The sequence below is a fragment of the uncultured Cardiobacterium sp. genome, assembly GCF_938028825.1.
In the GTDB taxonomy this organism is placed as follows: Bacteria; Pseudomonadota; Gammaproteobacteria; order Cardiobacteriales; family Cardiobacteriaceae; genus Cardiobacterium.
The window spans coordinates 1-23,542 of sequence record NZ_CALIZP010000026.1; the positions used below are offsets into that span (position 1 = coordinate 1).

Consider the following 23,542-nt stretch of genomic DNA (forward strand, 5'->3'; position numbering starts at 1 on the left):
AGCCGCTGGATGATGTAGAACGCCTGGAACATGGCTTACCCCTGCTTTTGTTGCATTGCTCGGCTAGCCTGATAAAACATCGAACCTATCGTCGCTTGGGATAATAACCCGTCGCCAAGGTTGATGCACAAACAGTACCCTGGGCAACAAAGCCCGAATCGTAAGGATTACCAATGATCTACATAGGCTTGGACATCAGCAAACACCGCATCGACGTACAAATCCTCAAAGGCGAGGACTACGAACGCCACGAGGTCGTAAATGATGCTGAGGGGTGGCAAAAGCTGATCACCATCATCAAGCGCAAGCGCCATAAAAAAGTGCACATCTGCTGCGAATATACCGGGTCGTACTATTTCGGGGCGGCGGTGGCGCTGGCCGAAGCCGGTTATGACGTCAGCGTCGTCAATCCGCTGACCATCAAGCAGTATGCGTTGCAAGAGCTCACCCGGAACAAGACGGATAGTGAAGATGCCAAACTGATTGCGCGTTATTGCAAAGTGCACAAGCCGCCGCTGTGGCAAGCGCCAACAGAGGCAAGCCGACGGATACGGCAGATAAATCGCCGCATCGAACAACTAACCAAAATGCACGTTGCAGAACAGAATCGCCAGAAAGAGGCGGACGAAGACATGCGCGAATCGCACGCCACCCTGTTGCGACATTTGGCGGAAGAAATTGCGATGCAACGCAAGAAGCTGCAAGAACTGATAGCCGAGGACGCAGACTTGCGGGGGAAGTTTGAACTGATGCAGACCATCCCCGGCATCGGCGAGATAACGGCGTCAGCCTTGCTGTCGCCGTTAGCGAGCATCGAGCGCTTTCCGAGCGCCAAGCATTTTGTCTCTTACTTGGGTCTCTCGCCCTATCGACGCGAGTCGGGCGATGTACGCCGCCGGGGCAAGTTGAGCAAGATGGGGGATAGGTATTTGCGCAAGATGTTGTACATGCCTGCCCGGTCGGCCTGTTTGAGGTCGAGGGTGTTTAGAGACTGGGCCAGGGAGATGATGCAGACGCGGCATCCAAAAGTCGTGTACAGCATTATGATGCGCAAATTGGCGACTTACGCCTACAAAATAATCAAGGAAAATCAACCATTTAACCCGGAATTAGCATTGAAGCATTGACAGTTGGTTACAGTACCTTGGCGGCAGATTACTTGTTGTGTACGAAACCAGGAAACAAACCATGCATCGAGACGAACTACACACCTACCTCAACGACTACCTACAAAGCAGCCGTTACCGCGACTACGCACCCAACGGCATCCAAATCGAAGGCAAAACGGAAATCCGGCGCATCACCACTGCCGTTACCGCCTCGCAAGCAGTCATTGAAGCCGCCATTGCCCAACAGGCAGACGCCCTGCTCGTTCACCACGGCTACTTCTGGAAAGGCGAAGCGCCCGCCATTACCGGCATCAAAAAACAGCGCATCGCCGCCCTCCTTGCGCACGACATCAACCTCATCGCCTATCACCTGCCGCTCGACCAGCACGCAGAACTTGGCAACAACGCCCTCTTCGCCCGCCACTTCGATTGTGGCACCGTGTGGCAATCCGCCGCCGAACCGCTTATCTGGCACGCCCGCATCCGTCCAATTATGCTGTCTGCCCTGCTTGACCGCCTCGCCCACGACCTTAACCGCATCCCGCTTGCCGTCGGCGGCGGCACGGATGTCCTCACCCACATCGCCTGGTGTACCGGCGCGGCACAAGACTATCTACAACAGGCGGCGGCAGAAGGTGCGCAAGCCTACATCAGCGGCGAATACGCCGAACGCAGCTACCACGAAGCACGCGAAAGCGGCTGCGCCTACATCAGTTGCGGCCACCATGCGAGCGAGCGCGCAGGCATCCGCGCCCTCGGCGAGCACCTCGCCGCCACCTTCGCCCTCGATGTCGCCTTCTTCGACGAAGCCAACCCGTTCTGAAGCGGCAGCGGACAAATTTCCCACCATGTGCAAAACGTGAGATTTTGCTAAGATACCCATCCCGAAAAAATAACTTAACCCCAGGCAACACGCCGTATTGATAGAACCATCGATGCGCGGAGAAGAATCATGAGCAATGCAGCGAACCTCAAACCGGCATTTATCCCGGCACACCCCGTAGAAAATCCGGGGCGCCGCAAAATGCTGATTGCGGCAACAACAGGCGCGACAGCCGTCGGCGCCGGTTTCGTCGCCGTCCCCTTTCTGAAAAGCTGGCTACCGAGCGAGCGCGCCAAAGCCGTTGGTGCCCCGGTCGAAGTGGATATCACCAAACTCGAAGCGGGCGCGATGCAGACCGTCCTCTGGCAAGGGAAAGTGGTGTATGTCCTGCGCCGCACCGACGACATGCTGGCCACCCTGCCGCAAGTCGGCGGCGATCTGCGCGACCCCGATTCCAAAGAATCCATCCAGCCCGAATACGCACAAAACGAATGGCGCGCCGAGCGCAAGGACGTTCTTGTCATGCTCGGCATCTGCACTCACCTGGGCTGTGCACCGAAACTGCAATCCCGAGCCGAAGGGCGGGAAGTGCGTGGTGATGCCACTTGGGAAGGCGGCTTCTTCTGCCCCTGCCACGGCTCCAAATTCGACTACGCTGGCCGCGTGTACAAAGGCGTACCCGCGCCGACCAATCTGACCATCCCGCCTTACAACTTCAAGAACGACAACCTCGTCGTCGTCGGTGCCAGCAGCGAAGGAGGACAAAATGGCTAGTAACCCGTACAAAACCACCGGACTGCTCGGCTGGATTGACAACCGCTTCCCGCTGACCCTGCTCTGGCACGACCACATGGACCGCTACTACGCGGCCAAAAACTTCAACTTCTGGTATCTCTTCGGCTCCCTTGCCCTCGTCGTGCTGGTCAACCAGATCCTCACTGGCATCTGGCTGGCGATGTTCTACAAGCCGAGTGCCACCGAAGCCTTCGCCAGTGTCGAATACATCATGCGCGATGTCGAATTCGGCTGGCTTATCCGTTACATGCACTCGACCGGTGCCTCTTTCTTCTTCATCTGTGTCTATATGCACATGTTCCGTGGCCTGATGTACGGTTCCTACCGCAAGCCGCGCGAACTCGTCTGGCTCTTCGGCGCGCTCATCTTCCTCGCGCTGATGGCGGAAGCCTTCATGGGCTACCTGTTGCCGTGGGGACAAACTTCCTACTGGGGTGCAAACGTCATCATCTCGCTGTTTAGCGCCATCCCCATTGTCGGCGATGCCATCGTCACCTTCATCCAGGGCGACTTCTACATCTCCGACGCGACGCTGAACCGCTTCTTCTCGCTGCACGTCATCCTCATCCCGCTGGTGCTGGTGATGCTTGTCGCCGCGCACATCATTGCGCTGCACGAAGTCGGCTCGCTCAATCCGGACGGCATCGAAATCAAAGAGCATCTCGACGAACGCGGCGTACCGCTGGACGGTGTCCCCTTCCACCCCTACCTCACCATCAAGGATCTGGTCGGCTTCGGCTTCTTCTTCATGATTTTCGCCGGCATCATCTTTTATATGCCCGAATTCGGCGGCTACTTTCTCGAACTCGCCAACTTCGAACCCGCGAACGCGCAAGTCACCCCGGAACACATCGCCCCGGTCTGGTACTTCGGTGCCTTCTACTCCATCCTGCGCGCGATGACTTGGGACTGGTTCGGCATCCCGGCCAAACTGTGGGGCGTCATCGCCATGTTCGCCGCCGTCGGCATGATCTTCATCGTGCCGTGGCTGGATCGCTCACCAGTCAAATCCATCCGCTACAAAGGCTGGATCTCGCGCGTGGCACTCGGGCTTTTCGTCATCGCCTTCCTGACGCTGACCAAACTCGGCACCATGCAGCCGACCAATACCGTGACCCTGTTGGCACAGTCCTTCACCGCTGTCTATTTCGCCTTCTTCCTGCTGATGCCGATATACAGCAAACTCGACAAAACCAAACCGGTACCGACACGGGTGACCAAATGAACGCCAAGAAAATCCTCATCCTGCTGACCGCGACACTGGCGCAAGCCGCATTCGCCTCCGGCGGCACGGCAACCTATCCGAACGATCCCTTCCAGGCCAACCTGAAAGACAAAGTCTCGCTGCAAAACGGCGCCAAATACTTCGTCAATTACTGCTCCGGTTGCCACTCGCTGCAATACCAGCGCTACAACCGCATGTTTAAAGACCTGGAAATCGACCCGGAAATCGGGGCGAAAAACCTTATCTTCACTGGTGCCAAAGCGGTAGAACAAATGCACACCGGCATGAGCGCCGGTGAAGGACTCAAATGGTTCGGGCAGACACCGCCCGACCTGTCGCTGACAGCGCGGGCCAAGAGCGGGACCTACATTTACAACTACCTGCGCGGCTTCTACCGCGACGACAGCCGTCCACTCGGCTTCAACAACTCCGTCTTTGCCGGAGCCAGCATGCCGAACCCGTTATGGGAACTGCAAGGCATCCAGCAGCCGGTCTATCACGAAAGCGAAACCTGCGAGACCGTTGACGGCAAAGAACAATGTGAAAAACACAGCACTCTGGAAGGCTTTGAGGTGATTGTGCCGGGTATCCTGAACAAAGAAGACCCTGCCAAAAACAAAGCAGCCTACGACCAGGTGGTGTACGACATTACCAACTTCCTCAGCTACGTTTCCGATCCATCCGCGCTGGACAGAATGCGTATGGGGCCGTGGGTACTGGCATTCCTTGCCTTCCTCACCATGATCTTCTACCTGCTGAAAAAAGAGTACTGGCGCGACATCCATTAACACAAAGGACCCTATGAGTATCGTGAGCCAAAAACGGGGCGGGCTGGCATTGTTCGGCAGCCCCATTCATGCCGCCAGCCACCGTATCCGGCTGGTGTGCCAACTGAAAGACCAGGAAATCGATTACGTCGAAATTGATCCGGACAACATTCCGGCCGATCTCATCGAAATCAACCCGACCGGCCGCCTACCCACCCTGATAGACCGCGACCTTGTGCTCTTTGACGAACGCGTGGTGAGCGAATACCTGGACGAACGCTTCCCGCATCCGGCCTTGATGCCGATCGAGGCCAACCTCAAAGCCAAAATCCGCCTCTTCTGCTACGAGCTGGAAACCAACTGGTACCAGCCCGCCGATCAACTGCAACATGCCAAACTGACGCCTGCCAAGAAAAAAGCGGCACAAAAACACCTGCGCGAGTCCGTGCTGCTGATGTCGCCGATGTTCAAAGGACGCGATTACCTTGTCGGCAGCGAAATCAGCCTGCTGGACTGCTGCGTCCTGCCCATCCTGTGGCGTCTGGAAAGCCTGGAAATCGAGCTGCCGAAAGCAGCCTCGACCATCCAGCATTACATGGACTTCCACTTTGGCAAAGACTATTTCAAGAACTCGCTCTCCAAACAGGAAGCCGCGCTGCGGAGCGACGCATGAGCGGGATGAGCGACCGCAAGCCTTATCTGCTGCGCGCCATCTACCAATGGATCGTGGATAACGATTGCACCCCGCACCTCGTCGTCGCTGCGCCCGGCGCAGGCTGGGTACACGGCGTGCCGCAACACCTGCTGCAAGAAAACATGCTGGTGCTGAACATCTCGCCGCAGGCAACCGCCAACCTGCAAATCGAAGATGACAACATCACCTTCCACACCCGCTTTGGCGGCAAGTCCCATCAAGTCTGGGTCGCGATGGCAGCCGTCGCCTCACTGGTTGCGCGGGAGAACGGTGAAGGCATCAGCCTGCCTGTTGCCGACGACATCGAAGCGGGACCGAAGAACACACGGCAAGCGGCGCGTGATGACGCCGACAAAGCCCCGGACAATCCCGATCCGCCCGCCGGTGGCAGTCATCTGCGCATCATCAAATGAAGCAACGCCCGCTTTCGCGGGCGTTGTGCTTTTGCAGGCGGTGGCGGTGCACGGTTGGCAGCGCGCCTGGATGCCGCCGGGAACGCGTCAGCAGCTTTCTCCCCCGGCGGTCTGCGCCCGGTGCAGGTATTCGTGCTGGAAGAAGCACATCCGCGTGACGTCGCGGTACTGGCCGTTGATAAAAAATTCGTGGCGTAGTGTGCCTTCGACCTGAAAGCCTATTTTCTCGTACACGTGCCGGGCGCCCGCGTTTTCCACATCGACGATGAGGTAGATTTTGTAGAGGTTCAGCACGCTGAAGCCGTATTCCAGTGCTAGCTCGGTGGCGCGGGTGGCGATGCCTTTGCCCTGATAGTCAGGCGCGACGATGATTTGGTATTCGGCGCGGCGGTGGATATGGTCGATTTCGACGAGTTCGACCAGGCCGGCGATGTTGTTGCGTTTGCCGCCTTCGTCCGAACCGTATTCGATGACGAAGCGGCGTTCGCGCTGGTCGCGGATGTGTTCGTCGTAGAGGTGCGTCAGTTCGTCGAAGGTTTCATAGGGTTCTTCAAACCAGTAGCGCATCACGTTGGCGTTGTTGTCTAGGCGGTGCACGAAGTAGAGATCGCCGCGTTCGAGCGGGCGCAGGCGGATAGCGGATGCGGGGGAGGGCGCGGTGATGCTGTCTTTTTTGAACACTTATTTGTCCTCGCGGGAGTAGGTTGTGCCGCCGACGCTGATGTTTTTGTCGTCCGCCCAGAAGAAGAACAGTTTGCGCTCGGTCTTGCCGTCGGGGCCGGTCAGTTCGATGGTGTAGCCGTCGATTTTGTAGTGACCGGGACGCTCTTCGCCTTTGCCACCGGTTCCTGTGCTGCCGACGGTGACAGTGCCAGAATCCTGGAAGCCGTCGTACACACCGCTGACGACGCCTTCGCTGTTGGCAAAGGTGGAGGAGTCGATATAGTTCGACGAGGCGCTGGAACTGTACCTGCTTCTGCTGAAACTGCCGTCTTTGCCGAAGGTGAGGTAGGAGAAGGAGACGTGGCTGCCGGTATAGAGGGTACCGCTGGACGTGCTGTAGGTGTAGGTGCCATCCAGGGTTTCTCCCGCTTTGCCCGGGCGCACGGGTGTGGCGTCGTAGGCTTGCCATTGGCCGTCTTTTTCGTATTGGTAGTTATCGCCCTGTTTGCGCCAGCGCCGCCAATGTTCGGGCTCGTGCCGGCGTGAGGCGGCAACGTCGAGATCGGCAGGCGGTACTTGCAGGTTGTCGTACGCCCAGCCGTCTTTGAGCAGCAGGTATTGTGTTTCGACAAAGGTTATGTCCGTGCCGAAGTATTCGGCCTCACCGTGGAAGAGGACGGCTTCGATGTCTTTGGCCTGCACGCCCTGTCCCGGTGCCGTCATCCATTTGAAGCGCGCGGCTTCGGCACGGTCAACGGCTTCCTGCGCGGGCGATGGCCCCTTCGCTGCGCCGCTGTATGCACAGACGACGATGATGTTGTTGGCAATATTTTGTCCGTAGAGGCCGGGTTTGCCGTGGTCGGTGAAGTAGAAGGCGAGTTCGCGCACGCCGTGGCCGAAAGTTGAGGTGTGGTTGTAGAGGAAAACGTCGTCGTTCACGTTGATGTAGCCACTCGGGCTGTATTGGTATTCGCCGTCGCTGCTGCCGTCACCCGTGATGCGGTACTGGCCGTTGTCGTAGAGCGAGAGGGTGTATTTCATGCCTTTGTCCATCTGCACGGCGCAGTCGTAGTCGCCGTAGGTGAGTGCGCCGCCGATAGTCATGTTGTCGCGCTTGAGGCCGGCGAGCAGGGCGTCGCTTTCTTTGCTGTTGCTGGTGACGGGTTTGGGTCCGCCCTGCGTGGTGGCGGCGGGTTTGACGGCGGGTTTTTCCGCCGCTTGTGCCGTGGCGGCCGCACTGGTTTCGACGCTGTCTCCTTCAGCGTAGTAGGCCGAGATAAGGCGCTTGACGGTGTCCATATGGTCGCGCAGGAGGGCGGGGTCTTCTTCGGCGAGTATCTGGATGAGGCGCAGGTTGCCGCCTGCGGCGGGGAAGGCGGTGAAGTTGATGGCGACGGGCTTGCCCGATATTTCGATGCGGTAGCTGATGTTGGCGCGATCGCCGTCGCTTTTCACATTGCCACGGTCAAGCAGCTTGCCGTAGTTGGGCGCGAGCTGTTCGGCCATTTGCGCCAGCCAGGCGGCGGTGTCGCGGCCGTCGCCAGGCAGCAGGTCGAGGGCGCTGAGCATGATGATGCGGCCGTCGGCGTCGTCCGGGATGTAGGTGGTCATGCCGTTGTCGCGGTGGCTGTGCCAGCCGTCGGGCGTATCCACGGCGTGAACATGGGCGGCGAGGATGAGCGCGGTGAGCAGGGCGGTTTTTTTGAACATGGGACACCTGTGCGGGCTGCGGGAAACGCGTTTACCATAATCCCGGGCATGGTGGCTGTCAATGCGCCGCTGCTGATGCCCTGCCATGAAAAAGCGGGATGAACCCGCCCTGCGGCAGATATTTTTGCTTTTGGTCTTTGCACGCGGCAAAAATTTCTGGTGGTGGCCTGAAAAGCATGCCGCTTGGAAACAGCAAGAACCGGGCAGGTTTAGTGTTGGCTCTTTCAGCCATGAAAACAAAGGGAAAATTCCCCCGGACTTTCTGTCTGTGCTATTGGCAAATTCGTTGAGCATACTTTCAGGCCACCACCAAATTTCTTTTGATGGTTTCCCGTATTTTCTTTCCTTCTTCCTTCGCAGTGCGCCCCTTTCCCTGCCAGCGGGAGAAGGCGGTTCATGCAAGCGGCTTCCTGCCGGGGTTCTTCGTTTTTTGTTGCGTACGAAGGGTTTGGGCAAGGGATGAAAAAAGACGCTGCAAGCAGCGTCTTTTCGGGGAAGGGTCAGGCGTGCTGGCGGCGTTGCCAGTTCTGGTATTGCTGTTCGTAGGCTTCGATGTTTTTGCGATAGCGGGCGAAGGCGCGGTCGTCGAGCGTGCGGCGTTTGTGGTCCCCGAGGCGCCCGTCGCAGTGTCCCGCCATTTCGTGCACGAGGGCGCAGAAGGTTTCCCAGTCTTTGACGGGTTCCTGGCTGACAGGCAGTTGCAGGATGAGCATGATGCCTTCGTAGTTGCGCTCGGCGCTGTCCGGGTTTTGCGGGAAGATACCGGGGCGACGCACGTCGAGCATGGTGCAGAAGATTTCGCGCCCGCCCGTTATGAGTTCGTAGGTCTGGTTGGGCGAATATTGCAGACCGAAGGTCTGGACGAGGCGGACAATGGTTTTACCGCTGAACGGGCGGCCGTTCGGCGCCATGATGGTGAGCGGGATGATGAGTTCGGGCGGTTTGCCCCGTGGGGCGGGCGGGGGGCTGTTTTTGTTTTTGCCGAAGATGCCGGGGTTGAGACGGCCGGTTTTGTGCCCGGTGCCGGCAGGCGGGGCATCAATGCTTGAACTCCGGTATTTGGGATGCCCGTCCTGGGTGGCACGTTCACGGTCGCGCTGGCGTTTGATCATGAAGGCGGTGCCGGCGATGGCGACGAGGATGATGATGGCGAGGGTGATGCGCAGTAACAGTACGGATGGGTTGGTCATGGTTCCTAGGCTCCGAGTATGTCTTCGAGACGGTACATGAGGTAGTCGTCTATGGCGTGGCCTTCGTTTTCGCTGAGGGCAAAGTGGCGCACGCTGCGGTGTCGGCGGTGGATTTCTTTTTTGTCCCCGCAGACGAGGTAGTGCCAGTCGGGCAGTTTTTTGCCTTCGTGACGCAAGCGGTAGGCGCAGCTTGGCGGTAACCAGGTGTAGTCTTGGCGCGGCAGTTCGCGCAGGCTCAGGCAATCCGGTACTTGGGTGTGGCGGCAGGGGTAGTCGCGGCAGCGGCCGCTGCGGATGTCCAGCAGTTTGCAAGCAACACGGGAGAAGTACACTTCTCCCGTATCAATGTCTTCCATTTTGTTCAGGCAGCACAGGCCGCATCCATCGCAAAGTGCTTCCCATTGTTGGTCGGTCAGGCGGTCAAGCGGCTTGTCCCACCACGGTTCGTTGTGTTGCTGCAATTCAGGGGGCTTCCGGCATGTGCAGTCCCTGCATGTAGCGGGCGACGGCTTCGATTTGTTTGGGGGTGAGTTTTTCTGCCACATCCCGCATCATGCCGTTCGGATCGTTGCCGCGCACGACAAGGGTGGCCGGGTCGGTTTCGCTGGCCTGCTGGTCGATGAGTGCCGCCGTTTTGAAGGCATCCAGCTGGGTGCGGGTGTATTTGGCGTGCTGGCCGGATACGCGCGGGAAGGCGGCGGGTTCGATGCCGTCTCCGGCGGGGCCGTGGCAGGCGAGGCAGGCGGGGATGTTCTGGCTGATGTCGCCGCCACGGTAGAGGGCTTCACCAAGCGCCAGCAGTTCTTCGGGGTTTTCGCCCGCCCCTTCGGTGGCTGCCGGTGCCGGGGCTTGGGCGGCGAAGTAGGCGGCGATATTGACGATGTCTTCGTCGGAAAGCAGGGCGGCTTGTGGTTGCATGATGATGTTGGGGCGTTCGCCACTTTTGAATTCGCGCAGTTGTTTTTCCAGGTATTTTTGACCTTGTCCCGCGAGAGAGGGCCATTCGGGGCTGATGCTGACGCCGCCCGGCCCGTGACAGGCCACACAGACGACTGCTTTTTCTTCCCCTGCTTTGATGTCGGCCGCTTGTGCCAGGGTGGCGGCGGCGATGGTCAGGATTGTCACTATGCCTTTTTTCATGACTTGCTCCGCAAGATTTTTCTTTGTTGTTTGTCAGAGGCCTGATATAGAATTTCAGGCGGTTTTTCTGTATTTTACAAGAGATGAATAGTCGTTACCAGCAGGCGGTTTTTGCTTTTTCCGCCAATTGCGAGGCGCAGTTGCCGCCTGATTCCCGCATCGAGATTGCCTTTGCCGGACGGTCGAATGCGGGCAAGTCAAGCGCGTTGAATGTGTTGACGAATCAGCGGGCGCTGGCGCGGGTGTCGCGGACGCCGGGGCGGACGCAGCTCATCAATTTTTTTACCCTGCCCGATGCGGGGTGTTTTCTGGTCGATTTGCCGGGGTATGGTTATGCCGAGGTGCCTGAGGCGGTGCGGGCGCACTGGCAGGCATTGCTGGGGCACTATTTATTGTCGCGTGTGCCGTTGCGCGGGGTGGTGCTGCTGATGGATATCCGCCATCCGATGAAGGAACTGGATATCCGTATGCTGGAATGTTGTGCCGAGCGGCAGTTGCCCGCGCATGTGCTGCTGACGAAGGCCGATAAATTGGGGCGCGGCGCGGCTGGGAAGCAGTTGCAGGCGGTACGCAGCGAGCTGGTGAACTGGAATGCGCCGTTTTCGGTGCAGCTGTTTTCCAGTTTGAAGCGGCAGGGGCTGCCGGAACTGGTGGCGCAACTGGATAACTGGATGGGAGCCCATGATGTTGCATGAACTGCTGAGTGCGGGGTTGTCGCCGTGGGTATTGTTGCCGCTGTTTCTGGCCGGGATGCTGGCGGGCTTTGTCGATACGCTGGCCGGTGGCGGCGGGATGTTGACGGTACCGGCGTTGATGGCGGTGCTGCCGCCGGATGCGGCGCTGGCGACGAACAAGTTGCAGGGCAGCTTCGGCACGCTGTCGGCGACATGGTATTTCGTCCGGCGCGGGCAGATTCATTTCCGCAGGTTGTGGCCGGGAATGCTTGCTTGCGCGCTGGGTGCGGCGCTTGGCGCGTGGGTGGTGCAGTTGTTGTCGCCGTCGCTGTTGCAGAAGGGGTTGCCGCTGCTTTTGATGCTGGTTGCCCTGGTCTTTGTTTTCATGCCGTCACTGGGCGAGGTGGAGCGGGAAGCACGCCTGCCTTTTTGGTTTTTCGTTGGCAGCACGTTGTTCCCGCTTGGTTTTTATGACGGTTTTTTGGGGCCAGGGACGGGCAGTTTCCTGATGCTGGCCCTGATTGCTTTGCGCGGCTACACCCTGCAAAACGCGACGATTGAAGCGAAAGCGTACAACGCCACCACCAATCTGGTATCGCTGTTTGTGTTCCTGGCCGGTGGGCGGGTACTGTGGCTGGTCGGCCTGACGATGGCGGGCGGACAGTTGCTCGGCGCGCGTCTGGCAGCCGGTCTGATCCTCAGCAAGGGCAACCGCCTGATCCGTCCGGCGGTGATCGTGATGTCGCTGTTGATGAGCGGCTATCTGGCTTACCGCTTCTGGTTGTAGCGCGCAGGCAGCGAAGGCACCTCCCCGGCGCTGTTGACTATCGGCATCGCGGCGGTTTGATTGGATGCCGGGTTATCGGGTTGATCATGTAGTGAAAATCACGCCATCCCGGCGGTAGAACAGCGGTAGTCGCGGCGAAGTGTTGAGTGAAAAACGCTACCTATACGCCATGAACAGCGGGAACAAAGGGCAGTAAGAAGAAGACGGGCTTGGCTTTTTACACGCCAAGATTTGTTATTGCCCTTTCCCATGACGCCGTCATGATTCCCCCTTTCGGTTTTCGGTCACGCGGGGGAAGAGGGTTCTTCCTTTTTGTCGCGCACGAAGGATTTTGGTATCAGTTGCCGCCGACGAGATATTGCACATCGCGTGCTTCGCTGTACGGGGATGTCCAGTTTGTCGAGCAGGCGGCTGATCACGGCTTCCGGTACGGGGTGGGCACGGTTGCGGTTTGTTGCAGCAGTTGGGTGTAGGGCACTTCGAGGTAGTGCAGGTGGAGGTGGGCGAAGAGGTCCGTCCATTTCTCGCGGATGTCGCGGCCGATGTTGGTGGTGTTAAACACGACGTAATGGACAAAAAAGGGTTTCTTCGGTCATTCATTCACAAAATAATCTTTTGTGAACAGTATCTTATTCGCCCTTTTCAGCCCGTGATGGGACTGCAAAAGCCGCTTCATGTCGCCGAATTTCCCTTCCGGCAAGTTGGTTGTGTTCGGGATGCCCGACACGGGAAAATCCTCAAAGGCAAACAGCCACGGCAGACGGCATTTCAGGCTGTGGCAGGCACTGCGCAGCTTCTTGTGCGTGTAGTCGCTTCCCCATGAATCCATGTTGTGACATGGATTCATGGGAGCCCGTTTGCGATCTGTCTGTCTCTACGTTCACGCTGCGTTTGTTCAGGAAGGCTTCGTGCCGCAGCAGCCAGTCATGCAGGTTCGCGGTAAAGCGGTCTTTGGTGCTGTCCGTGCGTGTCAGCGCAAGTGCCCGCAGCTCGCGTGCTGCCCCGCTTTTCGGCTTCTTGGTCAGGTAACGGGCGATGATCTTCATCTGGTGAAATCAGCACATCTGCACTGTCCAGATGGCAAACGAATATCTCAAGCGCGCATGGGTGGCATGGCCCTGCTATCCCTACAACGTCCCCGCCCACGACAAGGTGCGCAAAGAATGGTGCCGCCTCGCCGAGCCGCTGCTGGATAACGGCACCCGCCCCCGCTACCTGAGGGCTTGTGAAGAATCGCCTGTGGCATCACGTTTATACGTCGCACTCCCGCCGATACCGGCAGGATGCCGGGAATGGGCCTTTCCCAATCATCGTCAATAGGAACTTGCCGCGAACCGTCGGCATGAACAGCAAAGACCTGTGCTTCATCGGCGCGGGAATTGATGGGTGCGGCAGCAGAAGCGGATACGAGCGGTGAAGCGGCTCGCCGGAGCAGTGGCGCACCCGTTGCCCGGCTGAAAAACACTTTCTGCAACATGACATCCCGTTAACGCGGGATGCTTGTCGTTCTGCCCATTCCCCAAGCGTGGCAGGTTCTGCACCGGAATGCAAGCGTATCTTGTGCAGCCAAACATGAAATTTATGTTACAATACGCCCACGCGAAATTTGTTGTTTTTCGGACACGAAGAAATTTCCCTTATTCTTCATAAGCATGGCCTGAAACATTGCAGAATGCTTAATAAAAGACTAACCGAATATTGATTTTTGTTCAGAAAGTGGCTAAATTGAGCTTGGGATTTGATAAGAACGTTTGAAGACTGTTGTAACGATGAGACCCGGCAACGGAGCGGACTTGGCAGAACGACGCCTCGCATTGTCTTGCCAGACCGCCTCATCCGAACGGCAGGCTTAAAAGGAGTTATGACATATGTTGGGAAAACCTGAGATTATCGGGGTAGATATCGGGCAATACAGCATCAAGATTGCCCTGGTCAAACAGTCCGGCAAAAGTTTTACCGCCAATCACCTCGCTTATGAAGTGATACCGCCGGATGTGCGCCAGCAGCGGGATCGTGCCACCTTGGGCAGAATCGTTGCCGCTACCCTGAAAAAACAAAAACTTTCCAAAGGGTTGCCGGTGCTGCACATCAATACCGGCGACGCCATTATGCGGGAAGTCACTGTGGATGCGGGTTTACGCGGCAACGAACTGGAAGGTGCTGTTGAACTTGAATTGAACGACGCCATCCCCTTCGGCATGGATCAGGTCTATTTCGACTTCGATGAAGTGCCAAACAAAAAAGGAACCAGACTCGTCGTTGCCGTACGTCGCGACGTGGCCGATGAAAAGACCGCACTTCTGAACAACCTGCCGAAAACGTTTGTCGCACCGCAAGTGGATGTTGATGCTTTCGCCTTCAACCGCGTGCTGAATTATGTTGTCAGGAATGACAGCGCTGTCGGTAAAAACGGGCGCGTCATGCTGATTGATATCGGCTTTAACCGCAGCCGTTTTTACGTCTGCAAAGGGGGCGAGCTGCTGTTCAGTCGCGAACAGCAAATCGGTGGCAACACCGTGAACGAAATCATCATGGACGTTTTCGATATAGATGCCGAATCGGCAGAAAACCGCAAAATCGGCCGCAGCTTCGGCGATGAATATAAAGATTTGGTCCTGACCCCATATGTACAGACCTTTACAGAGCAGCTGCATTTGGCGATGGACTTTTACGAAGCCAACAACGTCAGCGAAAGCCCGGAACCGCTCAGGGCAATCTATCTGACCGGCGGCGGCGCGCGACTGAGCGGCTTCGTGGAGGCACTGGGTGCTGCAAACGTTTCCCACAATATCAGACTGCTGAATCTGGCACCGTACATCAAACTGCCCGGTTCGCAACGATCTGACGAAACATTGCAGTCTGGCATCAATCATGCCTTGGCAATAGGCTTGGCGATGGAAGGCACAAACTAATGGCTAGAAAATTTAACCTGCAACCGTGGCGGGCACAGCGCCGCGAAGAGCAAAGAAAAGGGTTCACATACGCAACTGTGTTCATCATCATAGCGAGCGCTTTGGCACTGGGCGCTGATTACTGGCTGCAAAATAGATATATCGAGCAACAGGAAACAGCAAAGGAATACATAAAAGCCGAAACTGCCAAACTATCCAATGCAGAAAAAGAGATAGAGCGCCTGAAACTGCTCAACGAGGAAGTAAACCGCCAGATAACGGTTATCCAGGGCTTGCAGGCACAGCGCGGTTTGGTGACCGAGATGCTTGATTATGTAGCAACAAACACACCGGAAAGTATCTTTTTACGATCCATTGACTACAAATCCGGCGAAACTGACCAGCTTGGAAATGTTGCTATCAGGGGTATTGCCATGAATGACAGCGCAGTAGCTCAATTTATCCGCAATATGGAAAAATTTCCCCATTTTGCGCCACCGGCCAACGTGGAAAGAATCAGCGGAAACATCAGTGATGATAAAAGCTTTACGGTACCATCGGGTAGTGAAGTGAAAGAGTTTGTTATCCATGTAAAAGTCAAGCAGGCATCCGCCAATAATACAACAGAAGGAGGACAGGGATGAAATTTGTATCTCCGGGCCAATTAGACACCGGCAATATGGGGACATGGCCGATTTATTATAAAGTCATCCTTTGGGTTGCTATCGTAGGTATTGGCGCATTTGTTTACAACAAATTTGCCAGAGAACCCCTGGTGGAACAACAAAGTGCCAATCAAACCGAAATTGAGGGGCTGGAAGCAAAGTATAAACAACTGTACCAATACACACAGGATTTGCCCAAATATCAGGAGCGTTCTGCCGAATTGGTCGAGATCTTGAAATCATTATTGGAGTTTTTGCCTTCAGAAGAGGAAATGCCCAACCTGATAGACAGTGTTTATGCGGCAGGTATCGACAACAATATTATTTTCAACCTGTTCCAGCCAAAACTTGACGTAAAACGGGGATTTTACGACGTCAAACCCATTGATTTGGATACAGATACCAAGTATGCAAATTACTCTCACTTTACCGGCCGGATATCAGCATTGCAACGTATCCTGAATGTTTCTGATATGTCGATTAAAATTGATGAGAAAGATCCGAGTAAACTGTCCATTAAAAGTCAGTTACAGACATACGTTTACAACCAGAACCTGGATGAATTTCTCAAGCAGGATGTAAATCAACTCAAGAATATTGGAGGGGAGAATGCAAATGGACAATAAGTCGGTATTGTGCAAGTTTGCGATATTACCACTCACAATAGCATTTGCCACGGGGTTTATTGGAGATAATCCCGAGTCAGAAGCAGCTCAGTTTGTGCAGAATACACAAAATACGGTCAAACCCAGTCCCAATCTGGATTTGGGAGCATTACCGGTCAATCAGGAATATCACCCCTATGTGTACACTGCGGCAGATGCGGATCCGTTTGCCTTAAAGTCCTTCGTTGTAGATGCGACTATACCGGCAGACAGTACCAAGGACACATGTGGTGATGATGATTGTGGTGATGGTGCCCCCGTACCGCATGAAAAGTATTTCCTCGAGAATTATGAGATGGATCAATTATGGATGGTGGGTACCGTAGTCAAGAAAAACCAGCGGCGGGCTGCTTTGATCCAAACGCCCGATGCTGGGGTCGTCAATGCAATGCAAGGCGAATATATGGGCAAGAATAACGGCCTGATTGTCTCCATCAAACCGGATCAGGTCGTAGTACGTGAGAAATATCGGGTACCACGTGGTTGGCAAAACCGTATTGCCATTTTAGAGCTGTTTACTTATTAATTTAGAGGTCATGGATATGAAACACATTTTTACCGGCAGCTTGCTGCTTCTCTCTTCCGGTCTGTATGCAGCCAGTATCACTGGTGTAGAACATGGCAGTGGTGCAGGCGGCTATCAGGTGGTATTCAAAAATGCCGGTGTCAAGCCGCAGGCTTTCAACTCGGATTCTTCCATCGTACTGGATTTTCCCAATACCTCTTCCGGCATGAAAACGCGCAGCGTGGATGTCGCCCAAAATGGCATTTATAACGTCGAGGTTATTCCGGGGCAGGGACGTACGCGCGCAGTCATCAATCTGTCAGCACCGACGACATATAACGTCAGTCTGCAAGGACAGGATGTTGTCGTCAGTGTGGCCGCCAATACCGGGCGGGTAGCAAGACCGGCAAATAATAATGCAGCCGGTGGATTCCGGGGCGCTGTTAACAGGCAGGTCGGTACCGGTACGGCAACGGTTGGCCGGGGAGTCAATACGGTTACTGCGCTTGCTCCCAAGTTCAACAAGTTGGGGAACGGCAACGGTGCCCAGTTTACTTTCAATCTTCCTTCACCTGATACAGTCGTGAATTTACGCAAAGACGGTAATCGTGTCGTGGCCGAAATTCCGGGTATCAGTATCGCCAACAACGAACAAAAGCAGCTGGATGTGCGCGATTACAGCACACCGGTCAATACGGCAACAATCCAAAGAGCAGGACGTGGTGCCAAGATTACCCTGGACATGGGCGGTAATGCTTATGAATTCGTCAATTACCAAAGTGGTACAGCTTATACGATAGAAATCAGAAAGCCGGCACAAAGCCTTCAAGACCGCAAAGTGCAGGAAATGCTGGGTTTTGGCAGTGGCAAACAATACAGAGGCGAGCCGTTATCTCTGAATTTCCAGGATATTGAAGTGCGTGCCGTCTTGCAGATTATCTCGGAATTTACCAAGAACAATATCGTGGTCAGTGATGGCGTAACCGGTAATATTACGCTACGTTTGGATAATGTGCCTTGGGATCAGGCGCTAGATATTATCCTGAAAACCAAAGGATTGGATAAACGGGAAAGTGGCGGTGTTATCTATGTTGCTACCTTGGATGAATTAAGAGACTCGGAACTGAAAGTTCTCACAACGCTTAAAGAGAAAAGAGATCTGACGCCTACGCGTATTGACCGCATTCAGGTGCAATTTGCGCGGGCAACGGATCTGAAGAAGCTCATAGAAGAAGCTAAGAAAAACTCGTCATCTTCATCTAACACTTCTTATAATAATACTGTAGATTCCATTCTTTCCGATCGTGGTTCGGTATCGGTTGATGAAAGGACCAATACCCTTATTGTCAATGATATCCCGGAGAAGATTCAAGCCGTTCGCGAACTGGTTGCCGAACTGGATAAACCGGTCAAACAAGTGTTGATTGATTCCCGTATTGTCCTCACGGAAGACAACTATGCCCGCGATTTGGGTGCCCGCTTCGGTGTATCTTTTGTTAATCCCAATTCAAACAGCCTTGTTGTTGGCAGTGGCAGAAATGAGGCAACAACGCAATTTGCCGTTGATACGCTGAATAGAACTACCCCGAGAACCATGCCCGATTTGTCCAACCGCTTGGGGGTCAATATGCCGGTTACCGGTGGTACGGCTGGGAACCCGGCCAGCTATGGTCTGTCCATCCTGAGTGGCGATTTCCTGGTAGATTTGGAACTTTCTGCCTTGCAAACTGAAGGACGCGTGGAAATCCTTTCCAGCCCGCGCGTTGTGACCCAAGATGGTGCGGTTGCCGAAGTGTGGTCCGGTACTGAAGTCCCGATTATCACCAAAGATGATGATGGCACGAATAACCTCGAAACCGTGACTGCTTCCCTGCGTCTCAATGTTACTCCGCGTATCGCGCCGAATAACATGGTCGATATGGAACTGAACATCAATAATGATGAACTGGGCAATAATGTCTCGGTAGCAGGCGAGACGCAATTCTCCAAGAATATCAGCGGTGTGAAAACCAATGTCCTGGTGGATAATGGTGAAACAATCGTCTTGGGTGGCGTGTATAAACAAACACAGCGTGCCTCCACAAACAAAGTACCGCTGTTGGGCGATATTCCGGTTATCGGCAATGCCTTCAAGAAAAATTCACGCACTTTTGACAAGAGCGAAATGCTGATCTTCGTCACCCCGCGTATTGTGGACAAGCGCTTGGTGGATAACGACAAGTTCTCCAACTTGCCAGGTCGTTAAACAGCAATTACACTTTCCATACCACTTCTGCCCCACCTTGGTGGGGCTTTCTTTTTGAGGATATCCCCATGCGCTATGAACCCGTGATTGGTCTGGAACTGCATATTCAACTGGCGACCGCCAGCAAGCTCTTTTCTCCCGCTTCTGCGGCATTCGGCGCGGAGCCGAATGCCCATGTCAATGAAATCGACCTGGGGTATCCGGGTGTACTGCCGGTGTTGAACGCGCAGGCGGTGCGGTTTGCGACGCTGTTCGGGCTGGCGATTGGCGCGGCAATCAATCCGCATGCCTTCTTCATGCGCAAGAATTATTTTTACCCCGACCTGCCGAAGGGTTATCAAATCAGCCAGTTGGACGACGCCATCATTCGCGGCGGCGTGGTGACGGTAGAAACGGCGGACGGCGTGCGCGAAGTGCGCATCAACCGTGGCCAGCTGGAAGAAGACGCGGGTAAGTCTGTACACGATGCCTTTTCCGACCGCACCGGCATTGACCTCAACCGCGCCGGTGTGCCGCTGATCGAGCTGGTTTCCGAACCGGACTTGCGTTCGGCGGCGGAAGCGGTGGCCTATATGCGCCAGTTGCACCACCTCGTGCGTTACCTCGGCATCAGCGACGGCAACATGCAGGAAGGCTCCTTCCGCTGCGATGCCAACGTCTCCATCCGGGTAGCGGGCAGTAACGAACTCAACCCGCGCGTCGAGCTGAAAAACATCAACTCCTTCCGCTTCGTCGAGCAGGCGATCAACCTGGAAATCGAGCGGCAGAGCGAGCTGATGGACAGCGGCAAAGCCGTCGAGCAGGAAACCCGCCTCTTCGACCCCGACCGCATGGAAACCCGCACCATGCGCAGCAAGGAAGAAGCCAACGATTACCGCTACTTCCCCGACCCCGACTTGCTGCCGCTTGACCTCGCGCCGGAATGGATTGCAGAAACGCGCGCCATGCTGCCGGAGCTGCCGCAGGCACGGGCGGCGCGCTACCGGCAGGCTTACGGCCTCGATGCCGACGCCATCCAGTTCATCCTGCAAACGCGCGACATGGCGGACTACTACGACACGCTGACCGCTGCCTGTGGTGACGGCAAACTGGCAGCCAACTGGATGCAGGGCGAATTTGCGCGGCTGTACAACGAACATGCGGGCAGCATCAAAGACATCCCGCTTACCGTTGAACGCTTCGCCGGCCTGCTGCAACGCGTACAGGACAACACCATCTCCGCCTCTGCCGCGAAAAAACTGCTGCCGCAACTGTGGGCGGGGGATGCCACGGCGGACGAACTGATTGACGCGCAAGGCCTGCGCCAAGTGAATGACGACGGACAAATCGCCGCCTGGGTGGACGAAGTCATCGCCGCACACCCCGAACAAGTCGCCGCCTACCGCGCCGGACAGGGCAAAATGCTCGGCTTCCTCACCGGACAAGTGCTGAAACGCTCGCAGGGACAGGCGAATCCGAAAACCGTCAACGCCCTGCTGCAAGAAAAACTCAAAGCCTGACGGCAAGCGGGACAGCCCATGCCTACCATGAAGCGCTATAATTGCCAACCTAAGAAGACGCCGCACCAGCGGCGTTCTTTATGCAACAAAAACACAAACCAACCGAGAACCCCGTGACTGATATCCAAGACGTAAACAAAATCCGCAACATCGCCATCGTCGCCCACGTTGACCACGGCAAAACCACCCTCGTTGACCAACTCTTCCGCCAATCCGACACCCTTGCCGAGCGCGCCGAAGTCTACGAACGCATGATGGACTCCATGGACCTCGAACGCGAACGCGGCATCACCATCATGGCGAAAAACACCGCCATCCGCTGGAAAGACTACCAAATCAACATCGTGGACACCCCCGGACACGCCGACTTCGGGGGCGAAGTCGAGCGCGTCCTCTCCATGGTGGACAGCGTCCTCCTCCTGGTGGACGCCATGGACGGCCCCATGCCGCAAACCCGCTTCGTCACCCAAAAAGCCTTCGACATGGGGCTGAACCCCATCGTCGTCATCAACAAAATCGACCGCCCCGGCGCACGGGCCGACTGGGTGCTGAACGAAACCTTCGACCTCTTCGATCGCCTCGGTGCCACCGACGAACAACTCGACTTCCCCATCATCTACGCCTCCGGCCTGAACGGCTACGCCGGCGACAACCCCGACATCCGCAGCGGCGACATGACCCCGCTCTTCGAAGCCATCGTCAACCACGTCAAACCGCCGCAAGTCGAACGCGACAAACCCTTCCGCATGCAAGTCTCCTCGCTCGACTACTCCAGCTACACCGGCGTCATCGGCATCGGCCGCATCGAGCGCGGCAGCATCAGCGGCAACACCCAAGTCAAAATCATTGGCCGCGACGGCGACGTGCGTAACGGCCGCGTCCTGCAAATCTACAAATTCCTCGGCCTGGAAAAAGTCGAAGTTGACAGCGCCGCCGCCGGCGACATCATCTCTTTTACCGGCATCGACCCGCTCTACATCTCCGACACCCTCTGCGACCCGAACCACATCGAAGCCCTGCCGCACCTCTCCGTGGACGAGCCGACCATGAGCATGACCTTCCAGGTCAACAACTCCCCCTTCGCCGGGCGCGAAGGCAAATTCGTCACCAGTCGGCAAATCAAAGAACGCCTGGAGCGCGAACTCATCCACAACGTCGCCTTGCGTGTTGAAGAAATGGACGACCCTGACAAATTCAAAGTCAGCGGCCGGGGCGAACTGCACCTCTCCGTGCTCATCGAAACCATGCGCCGCGAAGGCTACGAACTCGGCGTCTCGCGTCCCGAAGTCATCTACAAAGAGATCGACGGCGAAATCCACGAACCCTACGAATTCGTCGTCCTTGACCTTGACGAACAACACCAGGGCGCGGTGATGGAGCGCATGGGCGAGCGCAAAGGTGAACTGCGCAACATGGTGCCGGACGGCAAAGGTCGCATCCGCCTCGAATACCTCATCCCGACGCGCGGCCTCATCGGCTTTCAGACCGAATTCATGACCCTCACCTCCGGCAGCGGCCTCAAATTCCAGACCTTCGACCACTACGCGCCGAAAAAAGAAGGCTTGGGCAAAACGCGGCATAACGGCGTACTCATCTCGATGGCGACTGGCAAAGCGCTGGCCTACGCCCTCTTCAACCTGCAAGATCGCGGTCGCCTCTTCATCGGCCACGGCGACGAAGTGTACGAAGGCATGGTCATCGGCATCCACAGCCGCGACAACGACCTCACCGTCAACCCGCTCAAAGCCAAACAACTGACCAACATCCGCGCGGCGGGCTCGGACGAAAACCTCATCCTCACCCCGCCGATCCGCAACACCCTCGAACAGGCGCTGGAATTTATCGACGACGACGAACTTGTCGAAGTCACGCCCAAATCCGTGCGCATCCGCAAAAAACTGCTCACCGAAAACGATCGGAAAAAAGCGAAGCGGTAACACCACAGACGAGGGCAGGGCGGGGCAACACCCCGCCCTGAACACAAATGCAACTTCCCATCTTCAACCGCCTTGCCCACAGCCACCGCGTCCTGCTTGCCGGCTGTGGCGGCGGATACGACGTCGCCAGTGCCATCCCGCTCTGGCACTACCTGCGCGCGCAAGGAAAGACCGTCGTCTTTGCCAACCTGTCTTTCACCCAACTCGACTTCACCGACTGCGCCCAACCCAGCCCGGGCTGCTACCGCATCGACGACACCCCCGCGCCGATGCCGTACTTTCCCGAAAAACACCTCTACGACTGGCTTAAACAACAAGGCGAAACCGCACCGCAAATATACGCCTACAGCAACCGCCTCGGCGTACAGCCGCTGCGTGCCGCCTACCGCTACCTGCGCGAAGAACACCGGCTGGATACCCTCCTCCTCGTGGACGGCGGCACGGACTGCCTCATGCGCGGCGACGAAACCGGCGTCGGCACCCTTGTCGAAGACTCCCTGTCCGTCATTGCCGCCGCAGGCGCGGACTACCCGGCTGCTTACCTCAGCGTCAACGCCTTCGGCATCGAACAAGGCCTGGATCACTACCCACTGCTGCACAACATCGCTGACCTCACCGCCCTTGGCGCTTACCTCGGCAGCCACAGCCTGAGCGCAGAAATGCCTGAAGGCGCCGCCTACCTTGACCTCATCCACACACTCAACGAACGCCTGCCGAGCCACAAAAGCATCATCAACAACGCCATCGCCAGTGCCATGCGCGGCGCCTTCGGCGACCACCACAGCAGCGCGCGCACCCGTGGCAGCGAACAATTCATCAACCCGCTGATGCCACTGTACTGGTACTTCGACCTGAACGCCGTTGCCGCCCGCCTGACCTTCCGCGCCGCCGTAGAAACCAGTCAGAACATGGACGAATACCTTGCCGCCTACCTCGCCGCGCGCGCAGCACAACCGCGCCGCGCAGAACGCCGCGACTTACCCATCTGACACCGAACCCCCGAAAAAAGAACCCCCATTGCAAGGAGGCATCTGCCGCCTGACGGCAGATACAAAAAAATCCGGCGCGCCAGCGTCGGATTTTTTTGTGTGAAACCACAGGACACGTCGCCAAGCGGCGAAACCACAGGACACGTCGCCAAGCGG

General features: G+C 56.4%; 26 protein-coding genes. 19 read left to right on the plus strand and 7 right to left on the minus strand.

What is annotated here, in order from left to right:
* Positions 1-173: 173 nt before the first annotated feature.
* The 7 genes from Q0562_RS03920 (at position 174) to Q0562_RS03950 (ending at position 5,826) form a co-directional block, all read left to right on the plus strand.
* A complete protein-coding gene (locus Q0562_RS03920) occupies positions 174-1,127 on the plus strand; it encodes an IS110 family transposase (RefSeq protein WP_298641438.1) in 954 nt (317 codons plus the stop codon).
* A 61-nt stretch (positions 1,128-1,188) separates the two neighbouring features.
* The gene (locus tag Q0562_RS03925; RefSeq protein ID WP_298641440.1) at positions 1,189-1,932 is read left to right on the plus strand and encodes a Nif3-like dinuclear metal center hexameric protein; all 744 of its coding nucleotides are present in this window, start codon (positions 1,189-1,191) and stop codon (positions 1,930-1,932) included.
* Positions 1,933-2,061: 129 nt separating this feature from the next.
* The gene (gene petA, locus Q0562_RS03930) at positions 2,062-2,706 is read left to right on the plus strand and encodes a ubiquinol-cytochrome c reductase iron-sulfur subunit (protein ID WP_298641442.1); all 645 of its coding nucleotides are present in this window, start codon (positions 2,062-2,064) and stop codon (positions 2,704-2,706) included.
* The gene (locus Q0562_RS03935; protein WP_298641444.1) at positions 2,699-3,952 is read left to right on the plus strand and encodes a cytochrome bc complex cytochrome b subunit; all 1,254 of its coding nucleotides are present in this window, start codon (positions 2,699-2,701) and stop codon (positions 3,950-3,952) included. Before petA ends, Q0562_RS03935 begins: the two co-directional genes overlap by 8 nt.
* Positions 3,949-4,740: a cytochrome c1 gene (locus tag Q0562_RS03940; protein ID WP_298641447.1), complete on the plus strand. Its 792-nt coding sequence runs from the start codon at positions 3,949-3,951 to the stop codon at positions 4,738-4,740. Before Q0562_RS03935 ends, Q0562_RS03940 begins: the two co-directional genes overlap by 4 nt.
* A gap of 13 nt (positions 4,741-4,753) precedes the next feature.
* On the plus strand, positions 4,754-5,392 hold the full coding sequence (locus Q0562_RS03945; protein WP_298641449.1) for a glutathione S-transferase N-terminal domain-containing protein: 639 nt from the start codon (positions 4,754-4,756) through the stop codon (positions 5,390-5,392).
* Positions 5,389-5,826 (plus strand): ClpXP protease specificity-enhancing factor, encoded by a 438-nt coding sequence (locus Q0562_RS03950; protein ID WP_298641452.1) that lies wholly within the window; start codon positions 5,389-5,391, stop codon positions 5,824-5,826. The genes Q0562_RS03945 and Q0562_RS03950 overlap by 4 nt, the downstream gene beginning before the upstream one ends.
* 87 nt (positions 5,827-5,913) lie before the next feature.
* On the opposite strand, the gene speG is transcribed toward Q0562_RS03950, so the two are convergent.
* Together speG and Q0562_RS03960 are read right to left on the minus strand one after the other, a co-directional pair.
* Positions 5,914-6,489 (minus strand): spermidine N1-acetyltransferase, encoded by a 576-nt coding sequence (gene speG / locus Q0562_RS03955; protein ID WP_366144696.1) that lies wholly within the window; start codon positions 6,487-6,489, stop codon positions 5,914-5,916.
* A gap of 18 nt (positions 6,490-6,507) precedes the next feature.
* Positions 6,508-8,199, minus strand: a complete 1,692-nt coding sequence (locus tag Q0562_RS03960; RefSeq protein ID WP_298641458.1) for a hypothetical protein — start codon at positions 8,197-8,199, stop codon at positions 6,508-6,510.
* 85 nt (positions 8,200-8,284) lie between these two features.
* Here Q0562_RS03960 and Q0562_RS03965 point away from each other — a divergent pair, with 85 nt between their 5' ends.
* Entirely contained in the window at positions 8,285-8,662 is a 378-nt protein-coding gene (locus tag Q0562_RS03965; protein WP_298641461.1) for a hypothetical protein, read from the plus strand.
* Positions 8,663-8,699: 37 nt separating this feature from the next.
* Here Q0562_RS03965 and Q0562_RS03970 read toward each other — a convergent pair whose 3' ends face one another.
* Genes Q0562_RS03970 through Q0562_RS03980 form a run of 3 tightly spaced genes read right to left on the minus strand, consistent with a single transcriptional unit; the run spans position 8,700 to position 10,529 of the window.
* Positions 8,700-9,389, minus strand: a complete 690-nt coding sequence (locus Q0562_RS03970; RefSeq protein ID WP_298641463.1) for a cell division protein ZipA C-terminal FtsZ-binding domain-containing protein — start codon at positions 9,387-9,389, stop codon at positions 8,700-8,702.
* A 5-nt stretch (positions 9,390-9,394) separates the two neighbouring features.
* On the minus strand, positions 9,395-9,850 hold the full coding sequence (locus Q0562_RS03975; RefSeq protein ID WP_298641466.1) for a YcgN family cysteine cluster protein: 456 nt from the start codon (positions 9,848-9,850) through the stop codon (positions 9,395-9,397).
* Between the two features lies 1 nt (position 9,851).
* Positions 9,852-10,529, minus strand: coding sequence for a c-type cytochrome (locus Q0562_RS03980; RefSeq protein WP_298641468.1), 678 nt, complete (start codon positions 10,527-10,529; stop codon positions 9,852-9,854).
* Between the two features lie 83 nt (positions 10,530-10,612).
* Between Q0562_RS03980 and yihA the strand changes: the two genes are divergently transcribed.
* Together yihA and Q0562_RS03990 are read left to right on the plus strand one after the other, a co-directional pair.
* On the plus strand, positions 10,613-11,224 hold the full coding sequence (gene yihA / locus Q0562_RS03985; RefSeq protein WP_298641471.1) for a ribosome biogenesis GTP-binding protein YihA/YsxC: 612 nt from the start codon (positions 10,613-10,615) through the stop codon (positions 11,222-11,224).
* Positions 11,214-11,990 (plus strand): TSUP family transporter, encoded by a 777-nt coding sequence (locus Q0562_RS03990; protein ID WP_298641473.1) that lies wholly within the window; start codon positions 11,214-11,216, stop codon positions 11,988-11,990. Before yihA ends, Q0562_RS03990 begins: the two co-directional genes overlap by 11 nt.
* 415 nt (positions 11,991-12,405) lie before the next feature.
* Here Q0562_RS03990 and Q0562_RS03995 read toward each other — a convergent pair whose 3' ends face one another.
* Both Q0562_RS03995 and Q0562_RS04000 read right to left on the minus strand, forming a co-directional pair.
* The gene (locus Q0562_RS03995) at positions 12,406-12,552 is read right to left on the minus strand and encodes a hypothetical protein (RefSeq protein WP_298641475.1); all 147 of its coding nucleotides are present in this window, start codon (positions 12,550-12,552) and stop codon (positions 12,406-12,408) included.
* Positions 12,553-12,727: 175 nt separating this feature from the next.
* Positions 12,728-13,036: a hypothetical protein gene (locus tag Q0562_RS04000; protein ID WP_298641477.1), complete on the minus strand. Its 309-nt coding sequence runs from the start codon at positions 13,034-13,036 to the stop codon at positions 12,728-12,730.
* 31 nt (positions 13,037-13,067) lie between these two features.
* Between Q0562_RS04000 and Q0562_RS04005 the strand changes: the two genes are divergently transcribed.
* The 9 genes from Q0562_RS04005 to Q0562_RS04045 all read left to right on the plus strand — a co-directional run bounded on the left by Q0562_RS04005 (position 13,068) and on the right by Q0562_RS04045 (position 23,386).
* On the plus strand, positions 13,068-13,310 hold the full coding sequence (locus Q0562_RS04005; protein WP_298641479.1) for a hypothetical protein: 243 nt from the start codon (positions 13,068-13,070) through the stop codon (positions 13,308-13,310).
* A 548-nt stretch (positions 13,311-13,858) separates the two neighbouring features.
* On the plus strand, positions 13,859-14,902 hold the full coding sequence (pilM, locus tag Q0562_RS04010) for a type IV pilus assembly protein PilM (protein ID WP_298641482.1): 1,044 nt from the start codon (positions 13,859-13,861) through the stop codon (positions 14,900-14,902).
* On the plus strand, positions 14,902-15,525 hold the full coding sequence (locus tag Q0562_RS04015) for a PilN domain-containing protein (RefSeq protein WP_298641485.1): 624 nt from the start codon (positions 14,902-14,904) through the stop codon (positions 15,523-15,525). The genes pilM and Q0562_RS04015 overlap by 1 nt, the downstream gene beginning before the upstream one ends.
* Positions 15,522-16,172 carry a type 4a pilus biogenesis protein PilO gene (pilO, locus tag Q0562_RS04020; protein ID WP_298641488.1) on the plus strand — a complete coding sequence of 217 codons (651 nt, stop codon included), beginning with the start codon at positions 15,522-15,524 and terminating at the stop codon, positions 16,170-16,172. Before Q0562_RS04015 ends, pilO begins: the two co-directional genes overlap by 4 nt.
* Positions 16,156-16,737, plus strand: coding sequence for a pilus assembly protein PilP (locus Q0562_RS04025; protein WP_298641491.1), 582 nt, complete (start codon positions 16,156-16,158; stop codon positions 16,735-16,737). The genes pilO and Q0562_RS04025 overlap by 17 nt, the downstream gene beginning before the upstream one ends.
* A 16-nt stretch (positions 16,738-16,753) precedes the next feature.
* Positions 16,754-18,961, plus strand: coding sequence for a type IV pilus secretin PilQ (gene pilQ, locus Q0562_RS04030; protein ID WP_298641494.1), 2,208 nt, complete (start codon positions 16,754-16,756; stop codon positions 18,959-18,961).
* 68 nt (positions 18,962-19,029) lie between these two features.
* Positions 19,030-20,460, plus strand: a complete 1,431-nt coding sequence (gene gatB / locus Q0562_RS04035) for an Asp-tRNA(Asn)/Glu-tRNA(Gln) amidotransferase subunit GatB (protein WP_298641497.1) — start codon at positions 19,030-19,032, stop codon at positions 20,458-20,460.
* Positions 20,461-20,540: 80 nt separating this feature from the next.
* A complete protein-coding gene (typA, locus tag Q0562_RS04040) occupies positions 20,541-22,397 on the plus strand; it encodes a translational GTPase TypA (RefSeq protein ID WP_298641499.1) in 1,857 nt (618 codons plus the stop codon).
* 47 nt (positions 22,398-22,444) lie between these two features.
* Positions 22,445-23,386, plus strand: coding sequence for a DUF1152 domain-containing protein (locus Q0562_RS04045; protein ID WP_298641502.1), 942 nt, complete (start codon positions 22,445-22,447; stop codon positions 23,384-23,386).
* The last annotated feature ends 156 nt before the right edge of the window (positions 23,387-23,542 follow it).

Bases quoted from the DNA above. Each gene is read 5' to 3' on its own strand.
- Q0562_RS03940 (WP_298641447.1), top strand. From the start codon at position 3,949: ATGAACGCCAAGAAAATCCTCATCCTGCTGACCGCGACACTGGCGCAA.
- Q0562_RS03925 (WP_298641440.1), top strand. From the start codon at position 1,189: ATGCATCGAGACGAACTACACACCTACCTCAACGACTACCTACAAAGC.
- Q0562_RS04005 (WP_298641479.1), top strand. From the start codon at position 13,068: ATGGCAAACGAATATCTCAAGCGCGCATGGGTGGCATGGCCCTGCTAT.
- Q0562_RS03960 (WP_298641458.1), bottom strand. From the start codon at position 8,199: ATGTTCAAAAAAACCGCCCTGCTCACCGCGCTCATCCTCGCCGCCCAT.
- Q0562_RS04000 (WP_298641477.1), bottom strand. From the start codon at position 13,036: ATGAAGATCATCGCCCGTTACCTGACCAAGAAGCCGAAAAGCGGGGCA.
- Q0562_RS03990 (WP_298641473.1), top strand. From the start codon at position 11,214: ATGTTGCATGAACTGCTGAGTGCGGGGTTGTCGCCGTGGGTATTGTTG.
- Q0562_RS03950 (WP_298641452.1), top strand. From the start codon at position 5,389: ATGAGCGGGATGAGCGACCGCAAGCCTTATCTGCTGCGCGCCATCTAC.
- Q0562_RS04015 (WP_298641485.1), top strand. From the start codon at position 14,902: ATGGCTAGAAAATTTAACCTGCAACCGTGGCGGGCACAGCGCCGCGAA.
- Q0562_RS03945 (WP_298641449.1), top strand. From the start codon at position 4,754: ATGAGTATCGTGAGCCAAAAACGGGGCGGGCTGGCATTGTTCGGCAGC.
- petA (WP_298641442.1), top strand. From the start codon at position 2,062: ATGAGCAATGCAGCGAACCTCAAACCGGCATTTATCCCGGCACACCCC.
- pilO (WP_298641488.1), top strand. From the start codon at position 15,522: ATGAAATTTGTATCTCCGGGCCAATTAGACACCGGCAATATGGGGACA.
- Q0562_RS03970 (WP_298641463.1), bottom strand. From the start codon at position 9,389: ATGACCAACCCATCCGTACTGTTACTGCGCATCACCCTCGCCATCATC.
- Q0562_RS03935 (WP_298641444.1), top strand. From the start codon at position 2,699: ATGGCTAGTAACCCGTACAAAACCACCGGACTGCTCGGCTGGATTGAC.
- Q0562_RS03980 (WP_298641468.1), bottom strand. From the start codon at position 10,529: ATGAAAAAAGGCATAGTGACAATCCTGACCATCGCCGCCGCCACCCTG.
- pilQ (WP_298641494.1), top strand. From the start codon at position 16,754: ATGAAACACATTTTTACCGGCAGCTTGCTGCTTCTCTCTTCCGGTCTG.
- pilM (WP_298641482.1), top strand. From the start codon at position 13,859: ATGTTGGGAAAACCTGAGATTATCGGGGTAGATATCGGGCAATACAGC.
- Q0562_RS04045 (WP_298641502.1), top strand. From the start codon at position 22,445: ATGCAACTTCCCATCTTCAACCGCCTTGCCCACAGCCACCGCGTCCTG.
- Q0562_RS03920 (WP_298641438.1), top strand. From the start codon at position 174: ATGATCTACATAGGCTTGGACATCAGCAAACACCGCATCGACGTACAA.
- yihA (WP_298641471.1), top strand. From the start codon at position 10,613: ATGAATAGTCGTTACCAGCAGGCGGTTTTTGCTTTTTCCGCCAATTGC.
- Q0562_RS04025 (WP_298641491.1), top strand. From the start codon at position 16,156: ATGCAAATGGACAATAAGTCGGTATTGTGCAAGTTTGCGATATTACCA.
- gatB (WP_298641497.1), top strand. From the start codon at position 19,030: ATGCGCTATGAACCCGTGATTGGTCTGGAACTGCATATTCAACTGGCG.
- Q0562_RS03965 (WP_298641461.1), top strand. From the start codon at position 8,285: ATGAAAAAGCGGGATGAACCCGCCCTGCGGCAGATATTTTTGCTTTTG.
- typA (WP_298641499.1), top strand. From the start codon at position 20,541: ATGCAACAAAAACACAAACCAACCGAGAACCCCGTGACTGATATCCAA.